The following is a 20219-nucleotide window of genomic DNA, read 5'->3' as shown; positions in this document are numbered from 1 at the left end:
CCCCGGCCCCCACGCCGGGCCGCACACGCCGCCCGCGCCGAATCCGCCGCTCCGCCCTCGTCGCGGCCCTCGGCGCGCTGGCACTCGTCGTCGGCCTGCCCGCCCAGGCCGACGCCTCCGTGCTGCAACTGCTCCCGCAGAACGCGGACGGTCTGGAACAGTCCTTCTCCCCCGCCTACGACTACGACGGCGACGGCTGCTACGCCACGGCCGCCATCGGCGCGGACGGCACCCTCAACCCCGGCCTGAAGCTCGGCGGCGACGTCAACGGGCACTGCCACGACCCGGCGCAGCTCGCCAACGCCAACACCTACTCGCGCGAGAAGTGCAACAACGACTGGTGCGCCGTGATGTACGCCAGCTACTTCGAGAAGGACCAGGCGACGCTGGGTCCGCTGGCCATCGGGCACACCCACGACTGGGAGCACGTCGTGGTGTGGATCCACGACAACGAGGTGCAGTACGTCTCGGTGTCGCAGCACAGCGGCTACCAGGTGGCCGCGCGTTCCTCGGTCCGCTTCGAGGGCTCGCACCCCAAGATCGTCTACCACAAGGACGGCGTCTCGACGCACTGCTTCCGCTTCGCCAACAACAACGACGACCCCCCGGAGAACTCCACCGGCGGCTGGTTCTACCCGCGCCTGGTCGGCTGGAACGGCTACCCGGACGGCTTCCGGGACAAGTTGATGAGCGCGAACTTCGGCTCCGCCACCATCAAGATCAAGGACGGCGACTTCGAGTACGCGCTGGCGCACTCGATGCCCTCGGGCATTCCGTTCAACCCGAACGGCTGATCGGTCGGGGGCATCCGTTCCGGTCGGGCTGAAGTGGGTGTGAAGCAGGCCGACTTGCATCGGTCATCTGCTCAGCTCCCGCTCCGGCCGGAGCGGGTTCCGCTCCGAATCCGGGAGTTCGACTCCCATGCCGACAGTTCGGCTCCCACGCCGGGGGCGCCGTTCGCCTGCGCGAGGGGGCGGGCACGTACGCTGCCTCCCGTGTCCGTCACCCCGCTGCGCCGTGTCGCCGTTCTCGTCCTGGACGGGGCCAAGCCGCTCGACGTGGGTATCCCGGCGCAGGTGTTCACGACACGCGCGAGCATGCCGTACGAGGTGCGGGTGTGTGCCGCGCGCCCGGGTCTGGTGACCGGCGGCGACGGGTTGTCGTACCACGCGGCGCACGGTCTGGAGGCGCTGGTCTGGGCGGACATCGTGTTCGTACCGGGCTATCGCTTCCCGGACCGGGAGGCGCCCGCGAAGCCGGTGCTCGACGCGCTGACCGGGGCGCACGAGCGGGGTGCGCGGCTCGCCGCGATCTCCACCGGCGCGTTCGCGCTCGCCGCCACCGGCCTGCTGGACGGCCGCCGGGCCACCACCCACTGGCACTACACACGCGCCCTCGCCACCAAACACCCCGCTGTACGGGTGGACGAGAACGTGCTGTTCGTGGACGAGGGCACCGTACTCACCTCGGCAGGCGCCGCCTCCGGCATCGACCTGTGCCTGCACATCCTGCGCGGCGACCTCGGGGTGTCCGCCTCCAACCATGCCGCCCGGCGCCTGGTAGCAGCCCCCTATCGCAGCGGGGGCCAGGCGCAGTACGTGCCGCGCAGCCTGCCCGAGCCACTGGGCGAACGGTTCGCCGCGACGCGGGAGTGGGCGGTACGGCGGCTGGACCGGCCACTCACCCTGGAGAGCCTGGCCCGGCACGCGGCGGTGTCCCCGCGCACCTTCTCGCGCCGCTTCGCCGAGGACACCGGCTGCACGCCGATGCAGTGGATCATGCGGGCACGTATCGACCTGGCTCGTGAGCTGCTGGAACGCTCCGATCACGGTATCGAGCGGATCGCCACCGAGGTCGGGCTCGGCACGGGGGCCAACCTGCGGCTGCATTTCCAGCGGATTCTGGGGACGACGCCGAGTGAGTATCGGCGGACGTTCACGCGGGGGGAGTAGGGAGCGGGGCGGGGGGCGGCGGGTGCTGGGTGTCTGGTGCTCGGTGGCCGGTGCTGGGCGCGGCCTGGTGTTCGGCGCCCGGTTCGCGGTGCTCAGTGCTCGGTTGCTGTTTGCGCGCGGCACAAGGCATATCGCAGACGCGCCATGCGGCACACGGCACACCACACCGCACACGGCTGGCACGATCCTTGCGATGCCTGGCGATCCCGCCGCTGTCCGGGATGCGTACCGGCGGCGACGCTGGTCACGCACCGGATGACGGATCGAGAGGACAGCCATCACCATGACGCGCATCGCCATCAACGGATTCGGCCGCATCGGACGCAATGTGCTCCGCGCGCTGCTGGAGCGGGACAGCGACCTGGAGGTAGTCGCCGTCAACGACCTGACCGAGCCCGCGACGCTCGCGCGGCTGCTCGCCTACGACACGACGGCGGGCCGACTCGGCCGCCCCGTGACCGTGGACGGGGACACCCTCGTCGTGGACGGCCGTCGTGTCCGCGTCCTCGCCGAGCGCGAACCGGCGCGGCTGCCCTGGGCCGAACTGGGCGTGGACATCGCCCTGGAGTCCACCGGCCGCTTCACCTCGGCCGGGGCCGCCGGGGCCCATCTGACGGCAGGGGCACGGAAGGTGCTGGTCAGCGCCCCGTCGGACGGTGCCGATGTCACCCTCGCGTTCGGCGTCAACACCGACGCCTACGACCCCGGCGTCCACACCGTCGTCTCCAACGCCTCCTGCACCACCAACGCGCTCGCCCCGCTGGCCTCGGTGCTGGACGACCTGGCCGGGATCGAGCACGGGTTCATGACCACCGTGCACGCCTACACCCAGGAGCAGAACCTCCAGGACGGCCCGCACCGCGACCCCCGCCGTGCCCGCGCCGCCGCCGTCAACATCGTGCCGACCACCACCGGCGCCGCGAAGGCCATCGGCCTCGTACTGCCGAACCTGGACGGCAAGTTGTCCGGCGACTCGATCCGGGTGCCCGTACCGGTCGGTTCCCTCGTGGAGCTGAACACGACGGTCGGGCGTGACGTGACCCGCGACGAGGTGCTGGCGGCCTACCGCACGGCGGCGGAAGGACCTCTGGTCGGCATCCTGGAGTTCTCGGAGGACCCGCTGGTGTCCTCCGACATCACGGGCAACCCGGCTTCCGCCGTCTTCGACTCGGCCCTGACCCGTGTGGACGGCCGCCATGTCAAGGTCGTCGCCTGGTACGACAACGAGTGGGGGTTCTCGCACCGGGTGATCGACACGCTGGAGCTGCTGGCGGCCAACTGAGCCGCCGGGCACGGTACTTACGGGGTCACCGGGGCGGCTGGGTATCGCGTGCCGCGCGAGCGGGTCACACGATCCCGGTGACTGTCACGCTCACCTCCGCGCTCCTGGCCGGGTCGGCGACCGCTACGCACTCCGTGACGGCGCTGCGGGTGGCCCGGCCGACGTCGAGCACACGGGCGTCGGCTCGGGCGACGATCCGTACGTCGATACGCCACGGCCCGTCATCTGTCGGACGGTTGATCCGCAGCCCGGCGGACGACGCCCGGTCGGGGGTGGCACCGGGCAGCACCGACCTCAGCCGCCCGGTCAGACCCGGGCTGAGAAAGGCGACACCGGGTACGCCGCGTACGGCGGTGGCGATGGCTTCGCCCAGAATAGGGGTGTGGTCGAGGGGGGCGGGCTGGGTCATGGACCTGTTCCTTCTCCGCTGCCGTGGGGGGTGTTCGTGGGGGCGGGGCCGCTGGGGGGCTCTGTGGGGTGGGGGTCCATGTGCTGGGAGCCCATGTGGTGGTCGCCGATGCCGGGAGGGCCGATGTGGTGCGGGCCCATATGGTCGGGACCCATGTGGTCGGGACCCATGTGCTGGGGGTCCGTGTGCTGGGCGCCCATGTGCTGGGGGTCCATGTGCTGGGGGTCCATGTGCTGGGGGTCCATGTCGTCGGGCGGGTCGGTCAGATCCGTGATGCGGATGTCGATCGACACGACGTTCAGGCCGAGTCGGCCGTCGGCGGCCAGTCGCACGCGTTCCCGGACCTCGTCGGCCAGTGCGGGCAGATCGGGAGTGGTGAGCGGAGCACGGATGTCGAGCTGAACGGCGATGCGGTCGCTGTCCCGCACGACACGGGGTACCGCCTGCGGCGCCGCGAGCGGGAGTGCGGAACGGTCCGGGCCGGTCGGCTCGGCGGGGCTGATGCGGCAGGAGCCCGCGCGGACACCGGGCATCTGGTCGGCGGCGGCACGCAGAGTGCGGGCGGCCACCGACTCCATGACCCACAGGTCCTCGTCCGGTTCCCCCAGCGGCAGCGGGCGGCCGGGGCGCAGTTCCAGGCCGACCACGTCCATGACACGCCGGGTGAGCGGGGTGGCGTCGTAGGCGGCGAGGTCGTCGGTTTCGTCGCGGACCTGTCGTACCGCTGCTTCCAGGTCCTCCAGTTCCGCCGTGGCCCGCAGGCAGTGGGCGCAGGTGGCGGTGTGGCCGTCGGCGGTGCCCTCTTCCCACTCCGTCCACACCACTGACAGCAGCCGCCCGCACGGTAGTTGCTCGTCGTCGGGGTGCGGGGATTCGGGCGGGTGGATGCGGGTCGTCATCGCCAGGCTCCCAGGGTTGCGGTCAGATGGCGTCGGGCGCGGAACACACGTGCGCGTACGGCCTGTTGGGTGATGCCGACGGCGTCCGCGATGAACTCGTAGGACTGGCCGTCCAGTTCCCGCAGCACCCAGCAGGCGCGCTGCTCGGCGGAGAGCACGGCGAGCGCCCGTTGCAGGTCGCGCATGGCGGCGCGGGACTCGGTGATGCGCTCGGGGCCTACGGAGTGTTCGGGTGCGGCCAGGTATCGGGCCGCTTCGAGGGGCGCCTCGGATTTGCGGGCGCGCAGGAGGTTCAGGCACCGGTTGGTGACGATGCGGTACAGCCAGGTGCCGAAGGCGGACCCACCGCGGAACTCGGGCAACTTCCGCCAGGCGCTGATGAAGGCGTCCTGGACGGCGTCCTCCGCCTCGCTGCGGTTGCCGACCAGGCGGGTCGCCATCCGCACGAGCGCGGGGGCGTGCCGACGCACCAGGACGGCGAACGCCTCCTCGTCGCCCTCGGCCGCGCGGACGGTCAGCAGGGTGTCGTCCAGGTCGGCGTCGCGGAGACCGGTGTCGTCGGGTGTCGGCTCGGACGGATGGGGCGGGGTGGAGGGCTGGCCGGTGTGGGGGGCGGCACCATGTGGGGGCCCACCATGTGACGGGGCGCTGTGGGGGGCCGTACCGCGTGGCGACGTGCCATGTGGCGGCGCACTGCGTGGCGGAGGTGAGGCTCCATGTGGCCGGCCACCGGGCTCCGACCCGGACGCCTGTGGTCCGGGCACAGGTGCCTCGGATCCATGTGGCTCAGCTCCATGTGGCCCGGCCACATGTGCTCCGAATCCATGTGGCCCCGGCACCGGGGTTCCGGACACCTGTGGCGCGGTGGTCCATGTTCCGGCGTGCGGCGGGCCGCCGCCTGGTTCGGGCGGGCCGGTCGGTCTGCGCTCCCCCGACACGGGGCGGCTCCTTTCGTCGTCCTACGGGGTTGGACAACGCCACCCACCGTTCTGTGACGCGCCCGAACGGGGAAATCCGTCCGACCCGCCATCTCGACGTGGGCAAGCGGCGCTGGTCACCCTGCCACAGCGGGGCCACCCACCGACTGATCGAAGTTTTTCCGGGCATGCGCGTCACAGCCGCCGCTCGCCGGTGTCCATCCCTGTGAGAGCAGTTCGCGGCAACCGTCGGCAGGCGCCGACCCCAGAGAAGAGGACGCGCATCATGACCACGCAGCAGACCACCCCGGTGTCCCCGGCCGTGTCCGGCCCCCGTTCGGCCGGCTCGGCGCCCACCGGCACCACGGACGTCGCCCTCGGCAAGTCCGGCGCCGACCAGCCGGCCGACACTCGCGGCCGGACCTCCATCGCGGACGTGGTCGTCGTGAAGATCGCGGGTATCGCGGCCCGCGAGATCCCCGGCGTGTACGACATGGGCGGCGGCCTGTCCCGTACCTTCGGCGCGGTCCGCGACCGGGTGCCCGGCGGCCGTCCCAACGTCGGCCGGGGCGTCAAGGTCGAGGTCGGCGAGCGGCAGACCGCTATCGACCTGGACCTCGTCGTGGAGTACGGCGTGTCCATCACCGACGTCGCCTCCGACGTGCGCGAGAACGTCATCTCGGCCGTGGAGCGCATCACCGGGCTGGAGGTCGTGGAGGTCAATATCGCCGTCAACGACGTCCACCTTCCGGACGAGGACACCGACGGCGGCAACCCGGCCGAGTCCCGCGTGGAGTGATCAGCCGCGTCGTACGAGGTCCGCGGAAGCGGGCATGCGGGACGTGGATGCGTGAGGCGGATGCGGAGCGGCCGGTCCGGGCACCACGAGAGCGGGGCCCGGACCGGCACAGCCGGATCGGTACGACGGATCGGCACGACGGGATCATTACGGCGGAACGGGTCGCGGAGATCGTGCGACCCGGACCGGCACGGCGCGGAGAGCCCCGAGGACGGGGCCCGGCCGGAGAGGCGGAGTGAGGAATGTTGAGCAGAGCGACGGTCGGGATGTTCGCGGGCATGGCGCTGGCGTTCGCCGGGTACTTCGGTGGGTTCGTCGCCTTCCTGCTGGTGGCCGTGCTCGGCGCGGTCGGGTACGGCGTCGGGGCCTGGCTGGACCGGGGCGGCGACACGCACGACCTGCGGGAGATGTTCGACCGGGGCCGTCGATGACGGCCCCCGCCCAGCGGGGTCGGACCACGGTGGGCGCGAAGGCGGTACGGAAGATCGCGGAACGCGCGGCGGACGAAGCGCTGACCGCGACCCCGACCCCGACCCCGACCAGCATCACCGCCGACTCCGACTCCGACACCGGCACCGGCACCGGCGGGGGGCAAACGGGCGGCGGTCCGTTCGTACGCGGCTCGGCCGGTGGTTCCGCGACGGTCAACGGGCGGCGGGCGAATGTGGCCCTGCGCGTCACGCTGCCCTATCCGGCGCCGCTGTCCGACACGGCCCGGCGGGTCCAGGCTCACACGGCGGAGCGTACAAGCGCCCTGACCGGTCTGGACGTCGCAACGCCTCGGCTGACCGTGTCCCGTCTGGCTCCGACAGCGGAACGGGCCTCTGGGACAGCCGAGTTGGAGGGAGGCGGGCTCGCCGATGAGGCAGTTCCCTCCCCCGTTCACCACCCCGCCCGGCGCTGGTGGTCGGCGCGGCGGGTCCCTGTGGCCGTCCTCGTCCTGCTCGCCGCCACGGCCTGTACGGCGGTGACGGTCGATGTGGTCCGCGTCCATGTGGCGCACCTCCAGGTGGCCGACTGGCGGACCGGAGGCCTCGCCCGGCTGTACGAGCAGGGGCCCGGTGACCCGGCGGTCGTCATCGGGGGTGCGGTGCTGGCCGTGCTGGGGCTCTGGCTTGTCGTACTGGCGTTGACGCCCGGTCGGCGCGGACAGCTCACCGTGGCCGCGTCCGACTGGAACGCCGCGCTGGACCGCTCCACGCTGGCCGCGCTGGTCCGGGATACGGTCGGCGGCGTGGAGGGCGTGGAGACCGTACGGGTACGAGCGGGCCGCCGGGGTGTCGCGGTGCGGGCAGGACTCGCCTTCGGTGACCGGGACCGGGCCCGCGAGCAGGTGACCACGGCCGCACGGCGGACGCTGGACGAGTGCCGCCTGCGACGGGTACCCCGGCTCCGGGTCCGGGTGGTCACCGAGCCCACATGGCGCCCGCCCACACCTGCGCCTGCCGTACCAGAGGTTCCGGACACACCTCAGCCGAACTCCGTACCCACCCCGCAGGCCGGAGGCGTCCGTTGACGACCCAGCCCCGCACCGCCGTCAACCGCGCGGTGCTCGCCCTCACCGGATTCGCCCTGCTCGTGGGCGGCGTAGTGCTGTTCACGACCGCCCCCGGACTGGCGGTCCGCCGCCCCACGTGGTGGCCGTCCCCCTCCCTCTACCATCCGCTGTTCGACCGCGAGGTGCTGAGCGATCTGCGTGCTCGGGAGTGGTGGACGCCGGTCGTCATCGCCGTGGGCGCCGTGGTCTCGCTGCTCCTGGCGCGGTGGTTCGTCGCCCAGGTGTACGTACGGTCGCGGTCCCGGCTGCGGTTGGCCGCACCGGGCAGCGCCTTGCGCACCCAGGCCCTGGAAGCGGCGCTCGCCTCCCGCGCGGCGGGCGTGGACGGTGTCGCCCGGACCCGCGCCCGTATCCATCCGCGCCGTCGGCGTCTGCTGCTGCGTCTGCACGTGTGGCTGGACGCGGACACCCCGCCCGGTCACGTGCTCGACGCCCTGACGGCCATCACCGCCGAGGCCCAACGATCCGCCGCTCCCTATGTGCTGGACACACATGTGCGTTTCAGCCACCGCACCCATCGGATGCCGCATGTCCGCTGATCTGAAGCCGCTCCGACCGCGCGAGACCGCCGGTGTCCTCACCACCCCGCTGCGCACATGGTGGCCGGCCCTGCGCCGTACCCCGGTGACCATGTGGAACGACGACATCACCGACTACGCGGCGGCCCTCACGTATTACGCCATCCTCACGGTGCTGCCGTCGCTGCTGGTCACCGTGCTGGCGTTCGAGCTGATCAGTCCGGGCACCGCCGAGGGGTTCATCGCGCACGTCACGCACTACGCGCCCGGCCAGTCCGGGACGGAACTGCACGACGTGCTCGCCCGGATGCTCAGTCGGCACTCCGCCGCCTGGACCCTGCTGGCGGCCGGTGCGGCGAGCGCCCTGTGGTCGGCGTGCAGTTACCTGGCCGTCTTCCGGCGGGCGCTGCACGGCATGCACCGCATCCCCGACAGCCGCTCCCCGTTCCGGCGCGCGCACCGGATCGTCCTCACGGCGCTGCTGCTGCTCGCGCTGCTCGTCGTCAGTGCCCTGATGCTGATGCTCACCGGGCCGGTGGCCGAGTACCTGGGCCGTCTGATGCACCTGGACCGCGCGGTGCCGCTGGTCTGGAGCGTGGCCCGCTGGCCGTTGCTCGGCTTCCTGGTGGCGCTGCTGGTGGTGGTCGTCTTCCACACCGGACCGGCACCAGCGCGCCGACGCCGGTACAGCCTGCCGGGGGGAGCGCTGGCGGCCGTCCTGTGGCTGGCGGCTTCCGCCGGGTTCGCGCTCTACACCTCGGTTCTGGGCACCTACAGTCGGCTGTACGGCTCGCTGGCCGGTGTGGTCGTCTTCCTGATCTGGCTGTGGCTGTCGAACCTCTCGCTGCTGGCGGGCGCCCAGTTCACGGCGGAGCTGCACAAGAGTGACACGGGCGAGGAAACGCGGGAAGCGTGAGGTCCCGGCGGACGCGGACGCCCGCCCGCGTCAGGCGGCGTCCGCCTCCAGTTCCCGCTTGAGGTTCCGCAGCGTCGCGTCGATGTTGCGGACCTGGAACTGCGCGAACGTCCTGCCGCCGGTGGCGAACCGGTCGAAGGCGTTGGCGACGAAGTCCGGCCAGGCACGCCGGTCGTCGGTCCAGGTCTCGGAGATCCGCGTGCCGGTCCCCTCCGGTGCGAGACGGTACTCCCAGGTGGCGATCGGCCCGCGCAGCGTCGGCCGCTTGACCCCGATGGCATGCACGCGGAAGGCGAACCGACTGCCCGGCTCGGCGGCGGTCACGGTGCATCGCGTCACCCAGCGGAACGCGCCCCGCTTGTTCCGGCCCCAGAACGTCGTGCCCCGCTCGATCTCCCCGGCGGGCGCCTCACCCGCCGTGCCGAGGTTCTCCGGACTCCACCGCCCCATGTCCTCGGGTCGGCTGACCGCCCGGTAGACGGCGTCCGGCGGAACATCCACGATGATGGTGCGGGTCACGGAGAGAACACGCGTCACGAGGAGGGCCTCCCAAGGCACGACTGATGGCTACTGGCGAGTAGTCATCATGGCACGGGCGCCGTCCGCCCCCTCGGACGGCGGTCGGCCCAGGCCCCCACCCCGCCCCCACTCCAAGTGGGGCGAACATGGGCACCGGCCACATGTGGGCCCACCACACAACCAGCCGCCGATCGCATCACCAGCGCACATCCGCCACGGTCCCATCCGCCACGGCCCCATCCCCAGCATTCCAACCACCGCACCCCACCCCGGCGCACCGCACCACACCGTCCCCCAGCGCAACGCACCCCAGCCACACGCACTCCGCCCAGCACCTACGGCGGCGTGATCCGCGCCGACAGACTCGCCGCCTCCGCCCCGGAAAGTTCCTCAAGCGACCGCCCCCGCGTCTCGATCCGGAACAGCCAGGTCACCAGGAAGGCGAGGGCGCTGGTGACGGCGACGCCGTAGAGCAGTGGGGCCGGGCCGGTGGAGTCCAGGACGATGGGGAAGAGGAAGGTGCCGAGGGCGGCGCCGAGCTTGCCGAGTCCGGCCGCGAAGCCGTGTCCCGAGGCGCGCACCTCGGACGGGAAGACCTCGGCGGGCAGCGCGAACGTCGTGGCGTTCGGCCCCATGTTCATGAACGTGTTGAACAGTCCGAACCCGATGAGGACCAGCGGCAGATGGCCGTTGCCCCCGCCGGGCAGCTGGTCCGCGACGGCCAGCAGGCAGAGTGCGACGGTCATCACGGCGAAGCCGAGGAGTTGCAGCCGGACCCGGCCGACCCGCTCCACGAAGAGGATCGCCAGCAGGAAACCGACGACGAGGAAGAGGTCGAGGAACGCGGTGCCCTCGGTGGAGGCGATGTCGTCGGCGAGGAACGTGGCGTCGGGACCGGCGAGCGCGAGACCGGCGAGCAGGGTCGGGGTGAAGATGCCGACGCCGTAGGTGGCGATGTCCATCAGGAACCAGGGGACGGCCGTGAACAGGGTGCGCCGCAGCAACGGCGGCTTGAACAGCCACGGTTGGACGAACGTCCTCCAGCCCTCGTTCGGGATCAGGATGTGGGCGCGGTCCTGGTCGGTGACCCGGCACGGCGTGTGGGTCATCACCTCCGCGATGCCGACGGCCTCGGCGTCCCGGTGGTGCCGGGCGAGCCAGCGCGGGCTCTCGGGGACGTTGCGGCGCAGCCAGATGATGATCAGTGCGGGGATCAGTCCGAAACCGAGCATGATCCGCCAGGACCTGAAGTCGGGCCACACCGTGAGAATCACGACCCCGATGACGGCGCCGATCATGATGCCGACCGCCTGGAGGCTGAACGCACCGACGAGCCAGCGGCCCCGATTGCGGGACGGCAGGATCTCCGCGAGGTAGCTGGCGGCGATGGGGTAGTCCAGACCGACCGCGATGCCGAGCAGGAAGCGGAACGCGATCAGCGACCACAGGTCCCAGGCGAACGCGCAGGCCAGCGAGAACACCACGAACAGCCAGAGATCGACCTTGAAGATCCGGCTACGGCCGACGCGGTCGCCCAGCGGTCCCAGCAGCGCGGCGCCGAAGACGGCGCCCACGATGGCCGCCGCCGACAACAGCCCCCGTTCCGCCGGACTGCCGCCGAAGTCCTTGGCGATGAGCGGGTTGGCCACACCGATGATGAAGAAGTCGAACCCGTCCAGCAGTACCCCGAGCGCCGCCACCAGCCAGAAGCGCCGGTGCAGCGGCGAGATGGCCGACCGGTCCATCGCCTCGGCCAACGACACGGGCGCACGCGTCTCACTGTTTGTCACCACATGACCGGAGTGAACGCGAACCCGCACACCGGATCAACCAGCCACGCCACACGGCGGCGGCGCACCCCGTTGGCCGCGAACAGCCAGGATGCCGGGGTGCGGTGACGGTCGGTTCACGGGCCCGCGAAGGGCTGTTGGCGCCACCGTCCGACCTTCGTCTGTGCCCGCCCCACATGGTGGCCGCACGCACTTCCAGAGCCAGAACTATGGTGTCCCACCACATACGCCTCTGACCTGCGTGTTCCTACGGTGTCCCGACACACCGTCCCCACCGCACACGAGGAAGTGGCGCACATGGCATCCCCGACCACCGCTCCCCCACCCCGGAACAACCTCCCCCGCATCGTCGCCGCCAGCCTCATCGGGACCACCATCGAGTGGTACGACTTCTTCCTGTACGGTTCCGCGGCCGCGCTGGTGTTCAACAAGCTGTTCTTCCCGGACTCCGATCCACTGGTCGGGACGCTGCTGTCGTTCCTCACGTATGCCGTGGGATTCGCGGCCCGCCCGCTCGGCGCGCTGGTGTTCGGGCACTACGGCGACCGGCTGGGGCGCAAGAAGCTGCTGGTGCTGAGCCTGCTGCTGATGGGCGGCGCGACCTTCGCCATCGGGCTGCTGCCCACTCACGCCACCGTCGGCACCGCCGCGCCCGTGCTGCTGACCATTCTTCGGCTGGTACAGGGCTTCGCGCTCGGTGGCGAGTGGGGCGGTGCGGTGCTGCTCGTCTCCGAGCACGGTGACGCGCGACGCCGGGGCTTCTGGGCGTCCTGGCCGCAGACCGGCGCCCCGGCCGGGCAACTCCTGGCCACCGGTGTGCTCTCGCTGCTGACCGCCGTCCTCTCCGACAGCGCCTTCGGCACCTGGGGCTGGCGCATCCCCTTCCTGCTGTCCGGCCTGCTGGTGATGGTCGGCCTGTGGATACGGCTCTCCGTGGACGAATCCCCGGTGTTCAAGGAGGCGTTGGCCCGCGCCGAGTCCCGGCGCGCGGCGGAACCGGAGAAGCCGCCGCTCGTCGCCGTACTCCGTGACCACTGGCGGGACGTGCTCGTGGCGATGGGCGCCCGGATGGCGGAGAACATCAGCTACTACGTCATCACGGCCTTCATCCTCGTCTACGCCACCACCTCGGCCGGTGTCTCCAAGCAGAGCGCGCTGAACTCCGTCCTCATCGCCTCGGCCGTGCACTTCGCGGTGATCCCCGCCTGGGGCGCTCTCTCGGACCGGATCGGGCGGCGGCCGGTCTACCTGTTCGGTGCCGTCGGCATCGGCTTGTGGATCTTCCCGTTCTTCTCGCTCATCGACACCGGTTCCTTCGGTTATCTGGTGCTCGCGGTGACCGTGGGACTCGTGCTGCACGGCGCCATGTACGCACCGCAGGCGGCGTTCTTCGCGGAGATGTTCGCCACCCGGATGCGGTACTCGGGCGCTTCGATCGGTGCCCAGTTCTCCTCGGTCGCGGCGGGCGCCCCCGCTCCGCTCATCGCCACCGCGCTCCTCGCCGACTACGGGAGCGCGACCCCCATCGCCCTCTACGTCATCGGCGCGGTCGTCCTCACCCTGATCGCGGTCGGCGTCGCCAAGGAGACCCGCCACCGCGACCTCAGCCAGGTGGAGCCGGGCGACACCGACCGGAAACCGGCGAGCAGCACGGCCGGTGCCCCGAGCGCCTGATCGAGTCCGCCGCGACGAGGGACGGCCGTCCGGCGAGGTGGCCGGTGCCGCTTCCCGGCACCGGCCACACAGGTGCGCCCTACGCGGGCCGCCGGGCCGTGCTCCTCACGGCCCGGCGGACGCGGCCATCGCGTCATCGCATCATCGCTGGCCCGGCGCCGCCAACCGGTGCAGTCTCAGGGCCAGTTGGATCTCCAGGGTGCGGGCCGGGGTCTGCCAGTCCTCGCCGAGCAGGCGGCCAACGCGTTCGAGGCGCTGGGCGACCGTGTTGACGTGGACGTGCAGCGCCTCCCTCGTACGGACGGGGCTGGCGCCGCAGGCGAAGTAGGCGTCCAGGGTGCTGAGGAGTTCGGTGCCCCGGCGTTCGTCGTAGGCGACGACGGGACCGATGGTGCGGTCCACGAAGGCCCCGATGTCGCGTTCACCGGCGAGGAGGAGGCCGAGGAAGCCGAAGTCCTCGGCCGCCGCGCCGTCCCCGGCCCGGCCCAGCAGGAGGAGCGCGTCCAGGCAGCGGCGGCTCTCCGCGTAGGCGGCGGCGACCGTGTCGGGGGCGGAGACGAGCGCGGTGACGGGGGCCGAGGCGCCCACGGTGACCGGCTGGTGGACGGCGGTGCCGAGATGGCGCGCCGTTCTGCCGGCCAGGCCGGTCGCGGTGTCGCCGTCGGCCAGGGGCAGCAGCAGGACCGTACCGCCGTCCCGCGCCGCCGCGAGGCCGTGCCGGGTGGCGGCGAGGTGGGAGGCCGCCGACCACAGGCGCCGCCGGGCCGCCGCCTCCTCCTCGGCGTCGGCCGCCGGGCCGTCCAGGCGGGCGGCGAGGAGTACGTAAGTGGCGTCCGGGTCGGCGTGCAGCCGGACGGCCCGGTGCCGCAGGAGGCGGGGGTCGCGGTCGCGGGCGTCGAGGAGGTCGTCCAGGAGTTCACCGCGCACGCGCTGCTCCGCCTCGGCGGCGGAACGGCGGGCTAGAAGGAGCAGCGAGGTGACCATCGCCGCGCGTTCCAGGGTGCGCTGGTCCACCGGGTCGAGGGCGGGCTGTCCGCGTAGTTCCAGGGCGCCGAGGAGTTCGCCGCCCGCGGTGACGGCGGCGATCCAGTCGCTGCCGTGCCGTACGGCGTGGCCGTCGGCGCGGGAGCGTTCGAGGGGCGCGGCGGATGCCCGGTCCGCCTCCTTGAACTCGACCGTGCCGTCCAGGACTTCGGACACCGCGGCGGCCACGTCGTGGACGCCGCCGCCGCGCAGGACGAGTTCCGCGAGGCGGTCGTGCACGTCCGAGGCGCGTTCGATGACGCCGCTGCGGTCCCGGATGATCTCGTTGGCCCGTTCCAGGCGGCCGAGTGCGGAGCGGGTCTCGGTCAGCAGGTTGGCGGTGTCGATGGCGGACGCGGCGAGCGCGGCGAAGGAGCCGAGCAGGGCGATCTGTTCGCGCTCGAAGACGCGGGAGCGCCGGTCGGCGGCGTACAGGACGCCGATGACGTGCGGGCCGAGCATCAGCGGTACGCCCAGGATGGCGACCAGGCCCTCGTCGCGCACGCCGCCGTCGATGGGCAGGGTGTGCTGGAAGCGGGCGTCCTTGAAGTAGTCGTCGGTGACATAGGGGCGGGCGGTCTGCGCGACGAGTCCGCCGAGGCCCTCGCCCATACCGAGGCGGAGCTGCTGGAAGCGGGCGGAGACCGAGCCCTCGGTCACCCGCATGTGGGTGTCGCCCCGCACCGGGTCGTTGAGGCTGAGATAGGCGACGTCCGTGCCGAGCAGGGAGCGGGCGCGCTGGACGATCGCCTGGAGGACCGCGTCCACGTCGCGCAGGCCCGCCAGATCGTGGGCGGTCTCGAACAGGGCGGACAGCTCCGCCTCGCGGCGCCGCCTCCCCTCCAGTTCCGCACGCACCCGCAGCGCGAGCGGCTTGGCCCTTTCCAGCGCGTCGATCCGTTCGGCCGGTGCCCCCTCGGCGCGGGCCAGCAGCACCGGCTGGTCGTACGCCTCGGCCGAGGCTCTGCGGGCCAGCAGCCGAAGGTACGGTGCCTCCACGCCGCTGTCACCGGCATCGGTGGCGCCCTCGCCGTCGCGGAGCGCGTCTATGCCGCTGTCGGCGGGCCGCACCTGCTCGGGCACGGCGCGCACCGCCGGTACGGCGGACTCGGCGGACACGACGGGCACCCGGTGCGGGCCGGAAAGGCCGTTCAACGAGCCGTCGGAGGGGCTGCTCACAGCTTCGCGGTCGAGGGACATGACCACAGGATCGCGTATCCGGCGACCGGCCCGTCAGACCTGTGGATAACTCCCCCGCAACCCGGTTCGGGCGCCCTGTTCCACCGCCCGTCAATCACCGCCGACCACCACCGACCGCCCTTCGACACCCGCCCCGGCGTGGGCCGTCACGACCCGCCCGTACGTCTCCCACCGGCGCACCCGGCCTCTCCTCCCCCACTCGGCACGCGGTCTCAGTGCGCGGTCCAGCCGCCGTCCAGCACCAACGAGGTGCCGGTGACGAACGACGCCTGCGGAGCGCACAGATAGGCGACCGCCTCCGCGACCTCCTCCGGCTCGATGAGCCGCCGCACGGCGCTGTCCTTGAGGAAGACCTCGGAGACCACACGGTCCTCCGGGATGCCGTGCGCGGCGGCCTGGTCAGCGATCTGCTTCTCGACCAGAGGGGTGCGCACATAGGCGGGGTTCACACAGTTCGAGGTCACACCGTGGGGTGCGCCCTCCAGCGCGGCCGTCTTCGACAGACCTTCGAGGCCATGTTTCGCGGCCACATACGCGGACTTGAAGGCCGAGGCGCGCAGACCGTGGACGGAGGACACATTGACGATCCGGCCCCACCCCTGCTCGTACATGTGCGGCAGTGCGCCCCTGATCAGGCGGAACGGCGCCTCCAGCATCACCGTCAGCACGGTGTGGAAGACGTCGGGCGGGAACTCCTCCAGCGGCCGTACGAGTTGCAGTCCGGCGTTGTTCACAAGGACATCGGTCCCGGCGGCGGCTGCCTCGGCGGCGTCGAGGTCGGTGAGGTCCAGTACGCGCGGGACGATCCGCCCCGCCAGGTCCCCGGTCCGGTCGGCCCGCTCCACGAGTTCACCGAGGCCCGCCGCGTCCCGGTCCACAGCCCGTACCTCGGCCCCGGCGGCGGCGAGCCGCAGGGCACAGGCGCGGCCGATACCGCTGGCGGCACCGGTGACGAGAGCGACACGGCCGCCGAGATCGAGCGGATGCGACACGGCGCTGGGAGACAGGGACGGCGGCGGGCTGGACGAGGTCATATTCCGACCCTAAGCGGAACCCATGCGTCACCACATGTGGCCGCCATCCATACTTCAGTCGGAACTCATGGGGTCGAACCATGTGGGTGCGTCGGCCAGGGCCTGCTTGATCCGGAACCGCCCGAACTCGTTGAGGTCGGGCAGGGCGTCCACCGCGAACCAGGCCACCTCCAGCGACTCGTCGTCGTTGACGCGGGCCTCCCCGCCCACTGCACGGCAGCGCATGGTGATGTCCATGTACTGGCAGATGTCGCCGTTCTCGTAGGTGACCGGCTCCAGCCCCTGCACCAGCACCACCCGCTCCGGGACGCAGTGGACGCCGGTCTCCTCGTACACCTCGCGCACGGCGCAGGCCGCGGGCTGCTCACCGGGGTCGGGGATGCCGCCGAGCACCGCCCACTCGCGGGTGTCGGTACGCCGGTTCAGCAGGACCCGTCCCCGGTCGTCGAAGACGATGGCGGTCACACCGGGCAGCCACAGCAGTTGACGACCGGCGGACGCGCGGAGGGCGCTGATGTATTCGGGAATAGCCATGCCCTCGACCCTAACGGCCGCGGCCCGGAGCCCCGTGCCTGTTCAGAGCGCGTACGCCGGACGGCCCAAGCCCGTTACCGAACGCCCGTGCCCATCCCGGTGCCGCGCACCCCCGCACCCCGGCACCCCCGCCAGATCTCAGTCCCCGGACACCTCGTCCGCACCGGCCCGGCGCCGCCCCCGTACCCCGGCGGCGACAGCCCAGCCGAGCCCGCCCGCCGCCACGGCGACGAGCAGCATCTCCGGCAGAATCCCCATCCGTGTCGCGGGCGTCTCGGACGTGCGGAGCGGAATGCGCTGCACCAGATAGGCGGGGACGAACATGCCCGTCTTCTGGGTGACCGTGCCGTCCGGCATGATGATCGCACTGACCCCACTGGTGACCGGCACGGTGACCGCACGGCTGTGCTCGACGGCACGGATGCGGGACATGGCGAGCTGCTGGTAGGTCATCTCGCTGCGGTCGAAGGTCGCGTTGTTGCTCGGTACGGAGATCATCTCGGCGCCGTGGGTGACGGTGTCGCGCACGGCCCAGTCGAAGGCGGCTTCGTAGCAGGTGGCGAGGCCGACGCGGGTGCCGTCCATGTCGAAAACACCCGGTTCGGTGCCCCGGCTGAAGTCCTGCCGGATCATGCCGGTCCAGTTCTTGTTGATCGCGCCGATCAGGGAGCGCAGCGGCAGGTACTCGCCGAACGGCTGGATCTGCCGCTTGTCGTAGGTCTGCGTCGGCCCCTTCCTCGGGTCCCACAGGATCTGCTCGTTGTACAGCTTGCCGTCGCGCTCCACGACACCGCCGACCGAGATGGGCACGCCGACAGCGGTGGCCGCCCGGTCGATGACGGTGGCCGCGCCGGGGTCCTCGAAGGGGTCCACGTCGGAGGAGTTCTCGGGCCACAGCACGAAGTCCGGCCTGGCGACCTTGCCCGCCTTGACGTCGGCGGCCAGCTTCAGGGTTTCGCGCACGTGGTAGTCGAGCACGGCCTGCCGCTGGGCGTTGAACTCCAGGCCCGCGCGCGGCACGTTGCCCTGGATGACGGCGACGGTGGCCGTCCCCGCCTCGGCCTTGTCGCTGACCAGCGCGCGGGCGGCGACCGCCCCCACCAGGGGTACGGCCACGCTCAGCAGCGCGGCCACGGCGGCTCCGCGCCGCAGCTCGCCGCCCCGGCGCCGTTCCAGCACCAGCCGTACGGCCTCGTAGAGCCCGAACCCGCACAGCACCACCCCGAAGCCGAGCACCGGAGTGCCGCCCACGGCCGCGAGCGGCAGGAAGACCCCGCCCGCCTGGCCGAAGGCGACCTTGCCCCACGGGAACCCGCTGAACGGCACGCGGGCGCGCACCGCCTCACCCGCGACCCACAGGGCGGCGGCCCACAGCGGCCACACGGGCAGCCGGGAGACGGCTGCGACCCCCACGCCGACCAGGGCAACGAAGACCGCCTCGACGGCCACCAGGGCGAGCCAGGGACCCGGTCCGACCTCCACGCCCGTCCACACCAGCAGCGGCAGCAGGAAGCCGAGCCCGAACAGGTAACCGAGCCCGAGCGCCGCCTTCCAGCTCCGTCCGCGCAGCACCCACCCGAATCCGGCGAAGGCGGGCAGCGCGAGCCACCACAACGGCCGGGGCGGGAAGCTGGCGTAGAGCAGCACCCCGCACAGGGCGGCGGGGACTGCCGGGACCAGACGCAGCAGGCGGCGGCCCCGCGACGAGGACGCGGAGGGCTGGAGCCGGCCGGAGCGGTCCACGGAGTTTGCGGTGACGGTCACGCCGGTGAGTGTACGGCGGCCCGCTGTGCCACCGGGCGGACGGCCCACGCGGGTGACCGGCGCCGATGGCCCGCACGGAGAGTGTCTCCCCGGTCCTCGCGGGCTCCCGGCACCCGCCCCGCCGTCCCGGTCGCACCGAGCGCGGTCCTCGCTCACGTGTACGCCCGGCCCCCCGCTTCCCGCACAACTCGTACACAAGTCGGTCATCAGCCGTTACGGTGACCCCAGTCCCGGCGGTACGGCCGTAGACGGCCCCGCGTGGCCGGGGCTGCCACAGGTCGGGGGACCGGGTGCGAGGGGCAACGGGTGGGGTCAACGGGGACCGAGTCGAGGGCTGCTGCCGGTACGAACGGCGCGCAGAACCACGACGTGGAGCGAAACGTTTCGGACGGCGCGGGGATGGTGCTGCTCGGCGCCTGTGCCGCTTGGTCGCTGATCACGGCCGCGGCGGGCGGCGGGCGGCCCGAGGGGGTGCTGCTCGCGGTGCTCGCGGTGACGGCGGGCTGCGCGGTGGGGCGGATATCGGGGGCGCTGATGCCGGTGGCCGCGCCGGTCGTGGGGGCCGCCGCCGCGCTCGTACCGGCGGTGCTGCTGCCCGATTTCCCGTTCGGTCCCGGTACGGCCATTCCGCTCGGGCACACCGGGGCGACCGCCGCTCTGTTCGCCCTGGCCACCGGGGCGCTGTGCTGCGCTGCCTGGTCGGCGCCCGTCGCGGCGGTGCGGGCCGGGCTGCGGCTGGCCGCGCTGGGGGTGGTCCTGACGGCCGCGTCGGCGGGTTCGGTGGCGGGCTGCGCGGCCGGTGCCGTCGTCCTGCTGTGCTCGCTGGCCGCCGGTTCGATGCCGCAGCGGGGCGTCGGCGTCGTGGGGCTGGCCGTCGCGGTGGCCGTGACGGCCGCGGGGGTGTGGGCGGTCGCGGCCGGAGCCCTGCCGGGCGGTCTCGCGGACGCCGTGCGGAGCCGGGTCACCGCGCAGCGTGCCGAGGAGTGGCGGGACGCGCTCCGGCTGGCCCGCGAGCACTGGGCCCTCGGTGTCGGCCCCGGCCGCCTCGGCGAGCTGAGCGGTCTCGGCGCGCGGGCCGACGCCCGCCCGCACTCCGCGCCACTCCAGCAGGTGGCGGAGCAGGGAGTGACGGGGGTACTGCTGCTGGCGGCAGCGTTCGGCTGGGCGCTGCACGCGCTGTGGCGTTCGCAGCGGTCCACTCCGGTCGCCCTCACTGCGGGCGCGACGCTGACGGCACTCGCGGCGATCGCCGCTCTGGGCAACGCGCTGAGCTTCACCGTGGTGACGGCGGGCGCCGGTCTGCTGGTGGGCTGGGCCACGGCCCGCCCGTTGAGGCCATGAAGGAAGCAGCCGCGACGAACATCGCAGCAGCTACGGCCGACACGGAACAGCTGCGGACACGACGACAGTGGCTGAGGCCGACATCAGACA

The 20219-nt window shown here is 72.3% G+C and carries 20 protein-coding genes; 11 read left to right on the top strand and 9 right to left on the bottom strand.

Annotated features, from left to right (window positions below; all coding sequences use genetic code 11):
- The first annotated feature begins 41 nt into the window (after positions 1-41).
- The 3 genes from KUM39_RS00870 (at position 42) to gap (ending at position 3234) form a co-directional block, all read left to right on the top strand.
- Complete coding sequence (locus KUM39_RS00870) at positions 42-794, top strand: NPP1 family protein (protein ID WP_217783481.1); 753 nt, start codon at positions 42-44, stop codon at positions 792-794.
- Positions 795-995: 201 nt separating this feature from the next.
- On the top strand, positions 996-1952 hold the full coding sequence (locus tag KUM39_RS00865; protein ID WP_217783345.1) for a GlxA family transcriptional regulator: 957 nt from the start codon (positions 996-998) through the stop codon (positions 1950-1952).
- A 283-nt stretch (positions 1953-2235) separates the two neighbouring features.
- Positions 2236-3234: a type I glyceraldehyde-3-phosphate dehydrogenase gene (gene gap, locus KUM39_RS00860; protein ID WP_217783344.1), complete on the top strand. Its 999-nt coding sequence runs from the start codon at positions 2236-2238 to the stop codon at positions 3232-3234.
- Between the two features lie 64 nt (positions 3235-3298).
- Here gap and KUM39_RS00855 read toward each other — a convergent pair whose 3' ends face one another.
- The 3 genes from KUM39_RS00855 to KUM39_RS00845 are packed head-to-tail and all read right to left on the bottom strand — an operon-like array spanning position 3299 to position 5075.
- On the bottom strand, positions 3299-3643 hold the full coding sequence (locus tag KUM39_RS00855) for an Asp23/Gls24 family envelope stress response protein (protein WP_217783343.1): 345 nt from the start codon (positions 3641-3643) through the stop codon (positions 3299-3301).
- Positions 3640-4542, bottom strand: a complete 903-nt coding sequence (locus tag KUM39_RS00850; protein ID WP_246619365.1) for an Asp23/Gls24 family envelope stress response protein — start codon at positions 4540-4542, stop codon at positions 3640-3642. The genes KUM39_RS00855 and KUM39_RS00850 overlap by 4 nt, the downstream gene beginning before the upstream one ends.
- Entirely contained in the window at positions 4539-5075 is a 537-nt protein-coding gene (locus tag KUM39_RS00845; RefSeq protein WP_217783480.1) for an RNA polymerase sigma factor, read from the bottom strand. The genes KUM39_RS00850 and KUM39_RS00845 overlap by 4 nt, the downstream gene beginning before the upstream one ends.
- On the opposite strand from KUM39_RS00845, the gene KUM39_RS00840 reads away from it, so the two are divergent.
- The 6 genes from KUM39_RS00840 (at position 5001) to KUM39_RS00815 (ending at position 9250) form a co-directional block, all read left to right on the top strand.
- Positions 5001-5183 (top strand): hypothetical protein, encoded by a 183-nt coding sequence (locus KUM39_RS00840; RefSeq protein WP_217783497.1) that lies wholly within the window; start codon positions 5001-5003, stop codon positions 5181-5183. The genes KUM39_RS00845 and KUM39_RS00840 overlap by 75 nt on opposite strands.
- A gap of 562 nt (positions 5184-5745) precedes the next feature.
- Positions 5746-6258, top strand: coding sequence for an Asp23/Gls24 family envelope stress response protein (locus tag KUM39_RS00835; protein ID WP_217783342.1), 513 nt, complete (start codon positions 5746-5748; stop codon positions 6256-6258).
- A 242-nt stretch (positions 6259-6500) separates the two neighbouring features.
- Positions 6501-6689, top strand: a complete 189-nt coding sequence (locus tag KUM39_RS00830; protein WP_217783496.1) for a hypothetical protein — start codon at positions 6501-6503, stop codon at positions 6687-6689.
- Complete coding sequence (locus tag KUM39_RS00825) at positions 6686-7774, top strand: DUF6286 domain-containing protein (protein WP_217783341.1); 1089 nt, start codon at positions 6686-6688, stop codon at positions 7772-7774. The genes KUM39_RS00830 and KUM39_RS00825 overlap by 4 nt, the downstream gene beginning before the upstream one ends.
- Entirely contained in the window at positions 7771-8355 is a 585-nt protein-coding gene (locus tag KUM39_RS00820; RefSeq protein ID WP_217783340.1) for an Asp23/Gls24 family envelope stress response protein, read from the top strand. Before KUM39_RS00825 ends, KUM39_RS00820 begins: the two co-directional genes overlap by 4 nt.
- Positions 8345-9250, top strand: a complete 906-nt coding sequence (locus KUM39_RS00815; RefSeq protein ID WP_217783339.1) for a YihY/virulence factor BrkB family protein — start codon at positions 8345-8347, stop codon at positions 9248-9250. Before KUM39_RS00820 ends, KUM39_RS00815 begins: the two co-directional genes overlap by 11 nt.
- Positions 9251-9280: 30 nt before the next feature.
- Here KUM39_RS00815 and KUM39_RS00810 read toward each other — a convergent pair whose 3' ends face one another.
- Both KUM39_RS00810 and KUM39_RS00805 read right to left on the bottom strand, forming a co-directional pair.
- On the bottom strand, positions 9281-9787 hold the full coding sequence (locus KUM39_RS00810) for an SRPBCC family protein (protein WP_217783338.1): 507 nt from the start codon (positions 9785-9787) through the stop codon (positions 9281-9283).
- Positions 9788-10104: 317 nt separating this feature from the next.
- The gene (locus KUM39_RS00805; protein ID WP_217783337.1) at positions 10105-11559 is read right to left on the bottom strand and encodes an MFS transporter; all 1455 of its coding nucleotides are present in this window, start codon (positions 11557-11559) and stop codon (positions 10105-10107) included.
- Between the two features lie 297 nt (positions 11560-11856).
- Here KUM39_RS00805 and KUM39_RS00800 point away from each other — a divergent pair, with 297 nt between their 5' ends.
- A complete protein-coding gene (locus KUM39_RS00800; RefSeq protein ID WP_217783336.1) occupies positions 11857-13233 on the top strand; it encodes an MFS transporter in 1377 nt (458 codons plus the stop codon).
- A gap of 141 nt (positions 13234-13374) precedes the next feature.
- Here KUM39_RS00800 and KUM39_RS00795 read toward each other — a convergent pair whose 3' ends face one another.
- From KUM39_RS00795 to lnt, 4 genes are all read right to left on the bottom strand, one after another.
- Complete coding sequence (locus KUM39_RS00795; RefSeq protein ID WP_246619364.1) at positions 13375-15456, bottom strand: helix-turn-helix domain-containing protein; 2082 nt, start codon at positions 15454-15456, stop codon at positions 13375-13377.
- A 212-nt stretch (positions 15457-15668) separates the two neighbouring features.
- Positions 15669-16490, bottom strand: coding sequence for a 3-hydroxybutyrate dehydrogenase (locus tag KUM39_RS00790; protein ID WP_217783335.1), 822 nt, complete (start codon positions 16488-16490; stop codon positions 15669-15671).
- A 54-nt stretch (positions 16491-16544) separates the two neighbouring features.
- Positions 16545-17024 (bottom strand): NUDIX hydrolase, encoded by a 480-nt coding sequence (locus KUM39_RS00785; protein WP_217783334.1) that lies wholly within the window; start codon positions 17022-17024, stop codon positions 16545-16547.
- A 138-nt stretch (positions 17025-17162) separates the two neighbouring features.
- On the bottom strand, positions 17163-18788 hold the full coding sequence (gene lnt, locus KUM39_RS00780) for an apolipoprotein N-acyltransferase (protein WP_217783333.1): 1626 nt from the start codon (positions 18786-18788) through the stop codon (positions 17163-17165).
- A gap of 399 nt (positions 18789-19187) precedes the next feature.
- On the opposite strand from lnt, the gene KUM39_RS00775 reads away from it, so the two are divergent.
- Positions 19188-20129 carry an O-antigen ligase family protein gene (locus KUM39_RS00775; RefSeq protein ID WP_217783478.1) on the top strand — a complete coding sequence of 314 codons (942 nt, stop codon included), beginning with the start codon at positions 19188-19190 and terminating at the stop codon, positions 20127-20129.
- Positions 20130-20219 lie beyond the last annotated feature (90 nt).

The organism is Streptomyces corallincola (assembly GCF_019104725.1).
Classification (GTDB): Bacteria; Actinomycetota; Actinomycetes; order Streptomycetales; family Streptomycetaceae; genus Streptomyces; species Streptomyces corallincola.
This window is presented reverse-complemented; position numbering and strand designations above follow the sequence as displayed.

Coding starts and splice junctions, on each gene's coding strand:
- gap (WP_217783344.1), top strand. CDS start 2,236: ATGACGCGCATCGCCATCAACGGATTCGGCCGCATCGGACGCAATGTG.
- KUM39_RS00855 (WP_217783343.1), bottom strand. CDS start 3,643: ATGACCCAGCCCGCCCCCCTCGACCACACCCCTATTCTGGGCGAAGCC.
- KUM39_RS00850 (WP_246619365.1), bottom strand. CDS start 4,542: ATGACGACCCGCATCCACCCGCCCGAATCCCCGCACCCCGACGACGAG.
- KUM39_RS00835 (WP_217783342.1), top strand. CDS start 5,746: ATGACCACGCAGCAGACCACCCCGGTGTCCCCGGCCGTGTCCGGCCCC.
- KUM39_RS00830 (WP_217783496.1), top strand. CDS start 6,501: ATGTTGAGCAGAGCGACGGTCGGGATGTTCGCGGGCATGGCGCTGGCG.
- KUM39_RS00825 (WP_217783341.1), top strand. CDS start 6,686: ATGACGGCCCCCGCCCAGCGGGGTCGGACCACGGTGGGCGCGAAGGCG.
- KUM39_RS00815 (WP_217783339.1), top strand. CDS start 8,345: ATGTCCGCTGATCTGAAGCCGCTCCGACCGCGCGAGACCGCCGGTGTC.
- KUM39_RS00800 (WP_217783336.1), top strand. CDS start 11,857: ATGGCATCCCCGACCACCGCTCCCCCACCCCGGAACAACCTCCCCCGC.
- KUM39_RS00795 (WP_246619364.1), bottom strand. CDS start 15,456: ATGTCCCTCGACCGCGAAGCTGTGAGCAGCCCCTCCGACGGCTCGTTG.
- KUM39_RS00790 (WP_217783335.1), bottom strand. CDS start 16,490: ATGACCTCGTCCAGCCCGCCGCCGTCCCTGTCTCCCAGCGCCGTGTCG.
- KUM39_RS00785 (WP_217783334.1), bottom strand. CDS start 17,024: ATGGCTATTCCCGAATACATCAGCGCCCTCCGCGCGTCCGCCGGTCGT.
- KUM39_RS00775 (WP_217783478.1), top strand. CDS start 19,188: ATGGTGCTGCTCGGCGCCTGTGCCGCTTGGTCGCTGATCACGGCCGCG.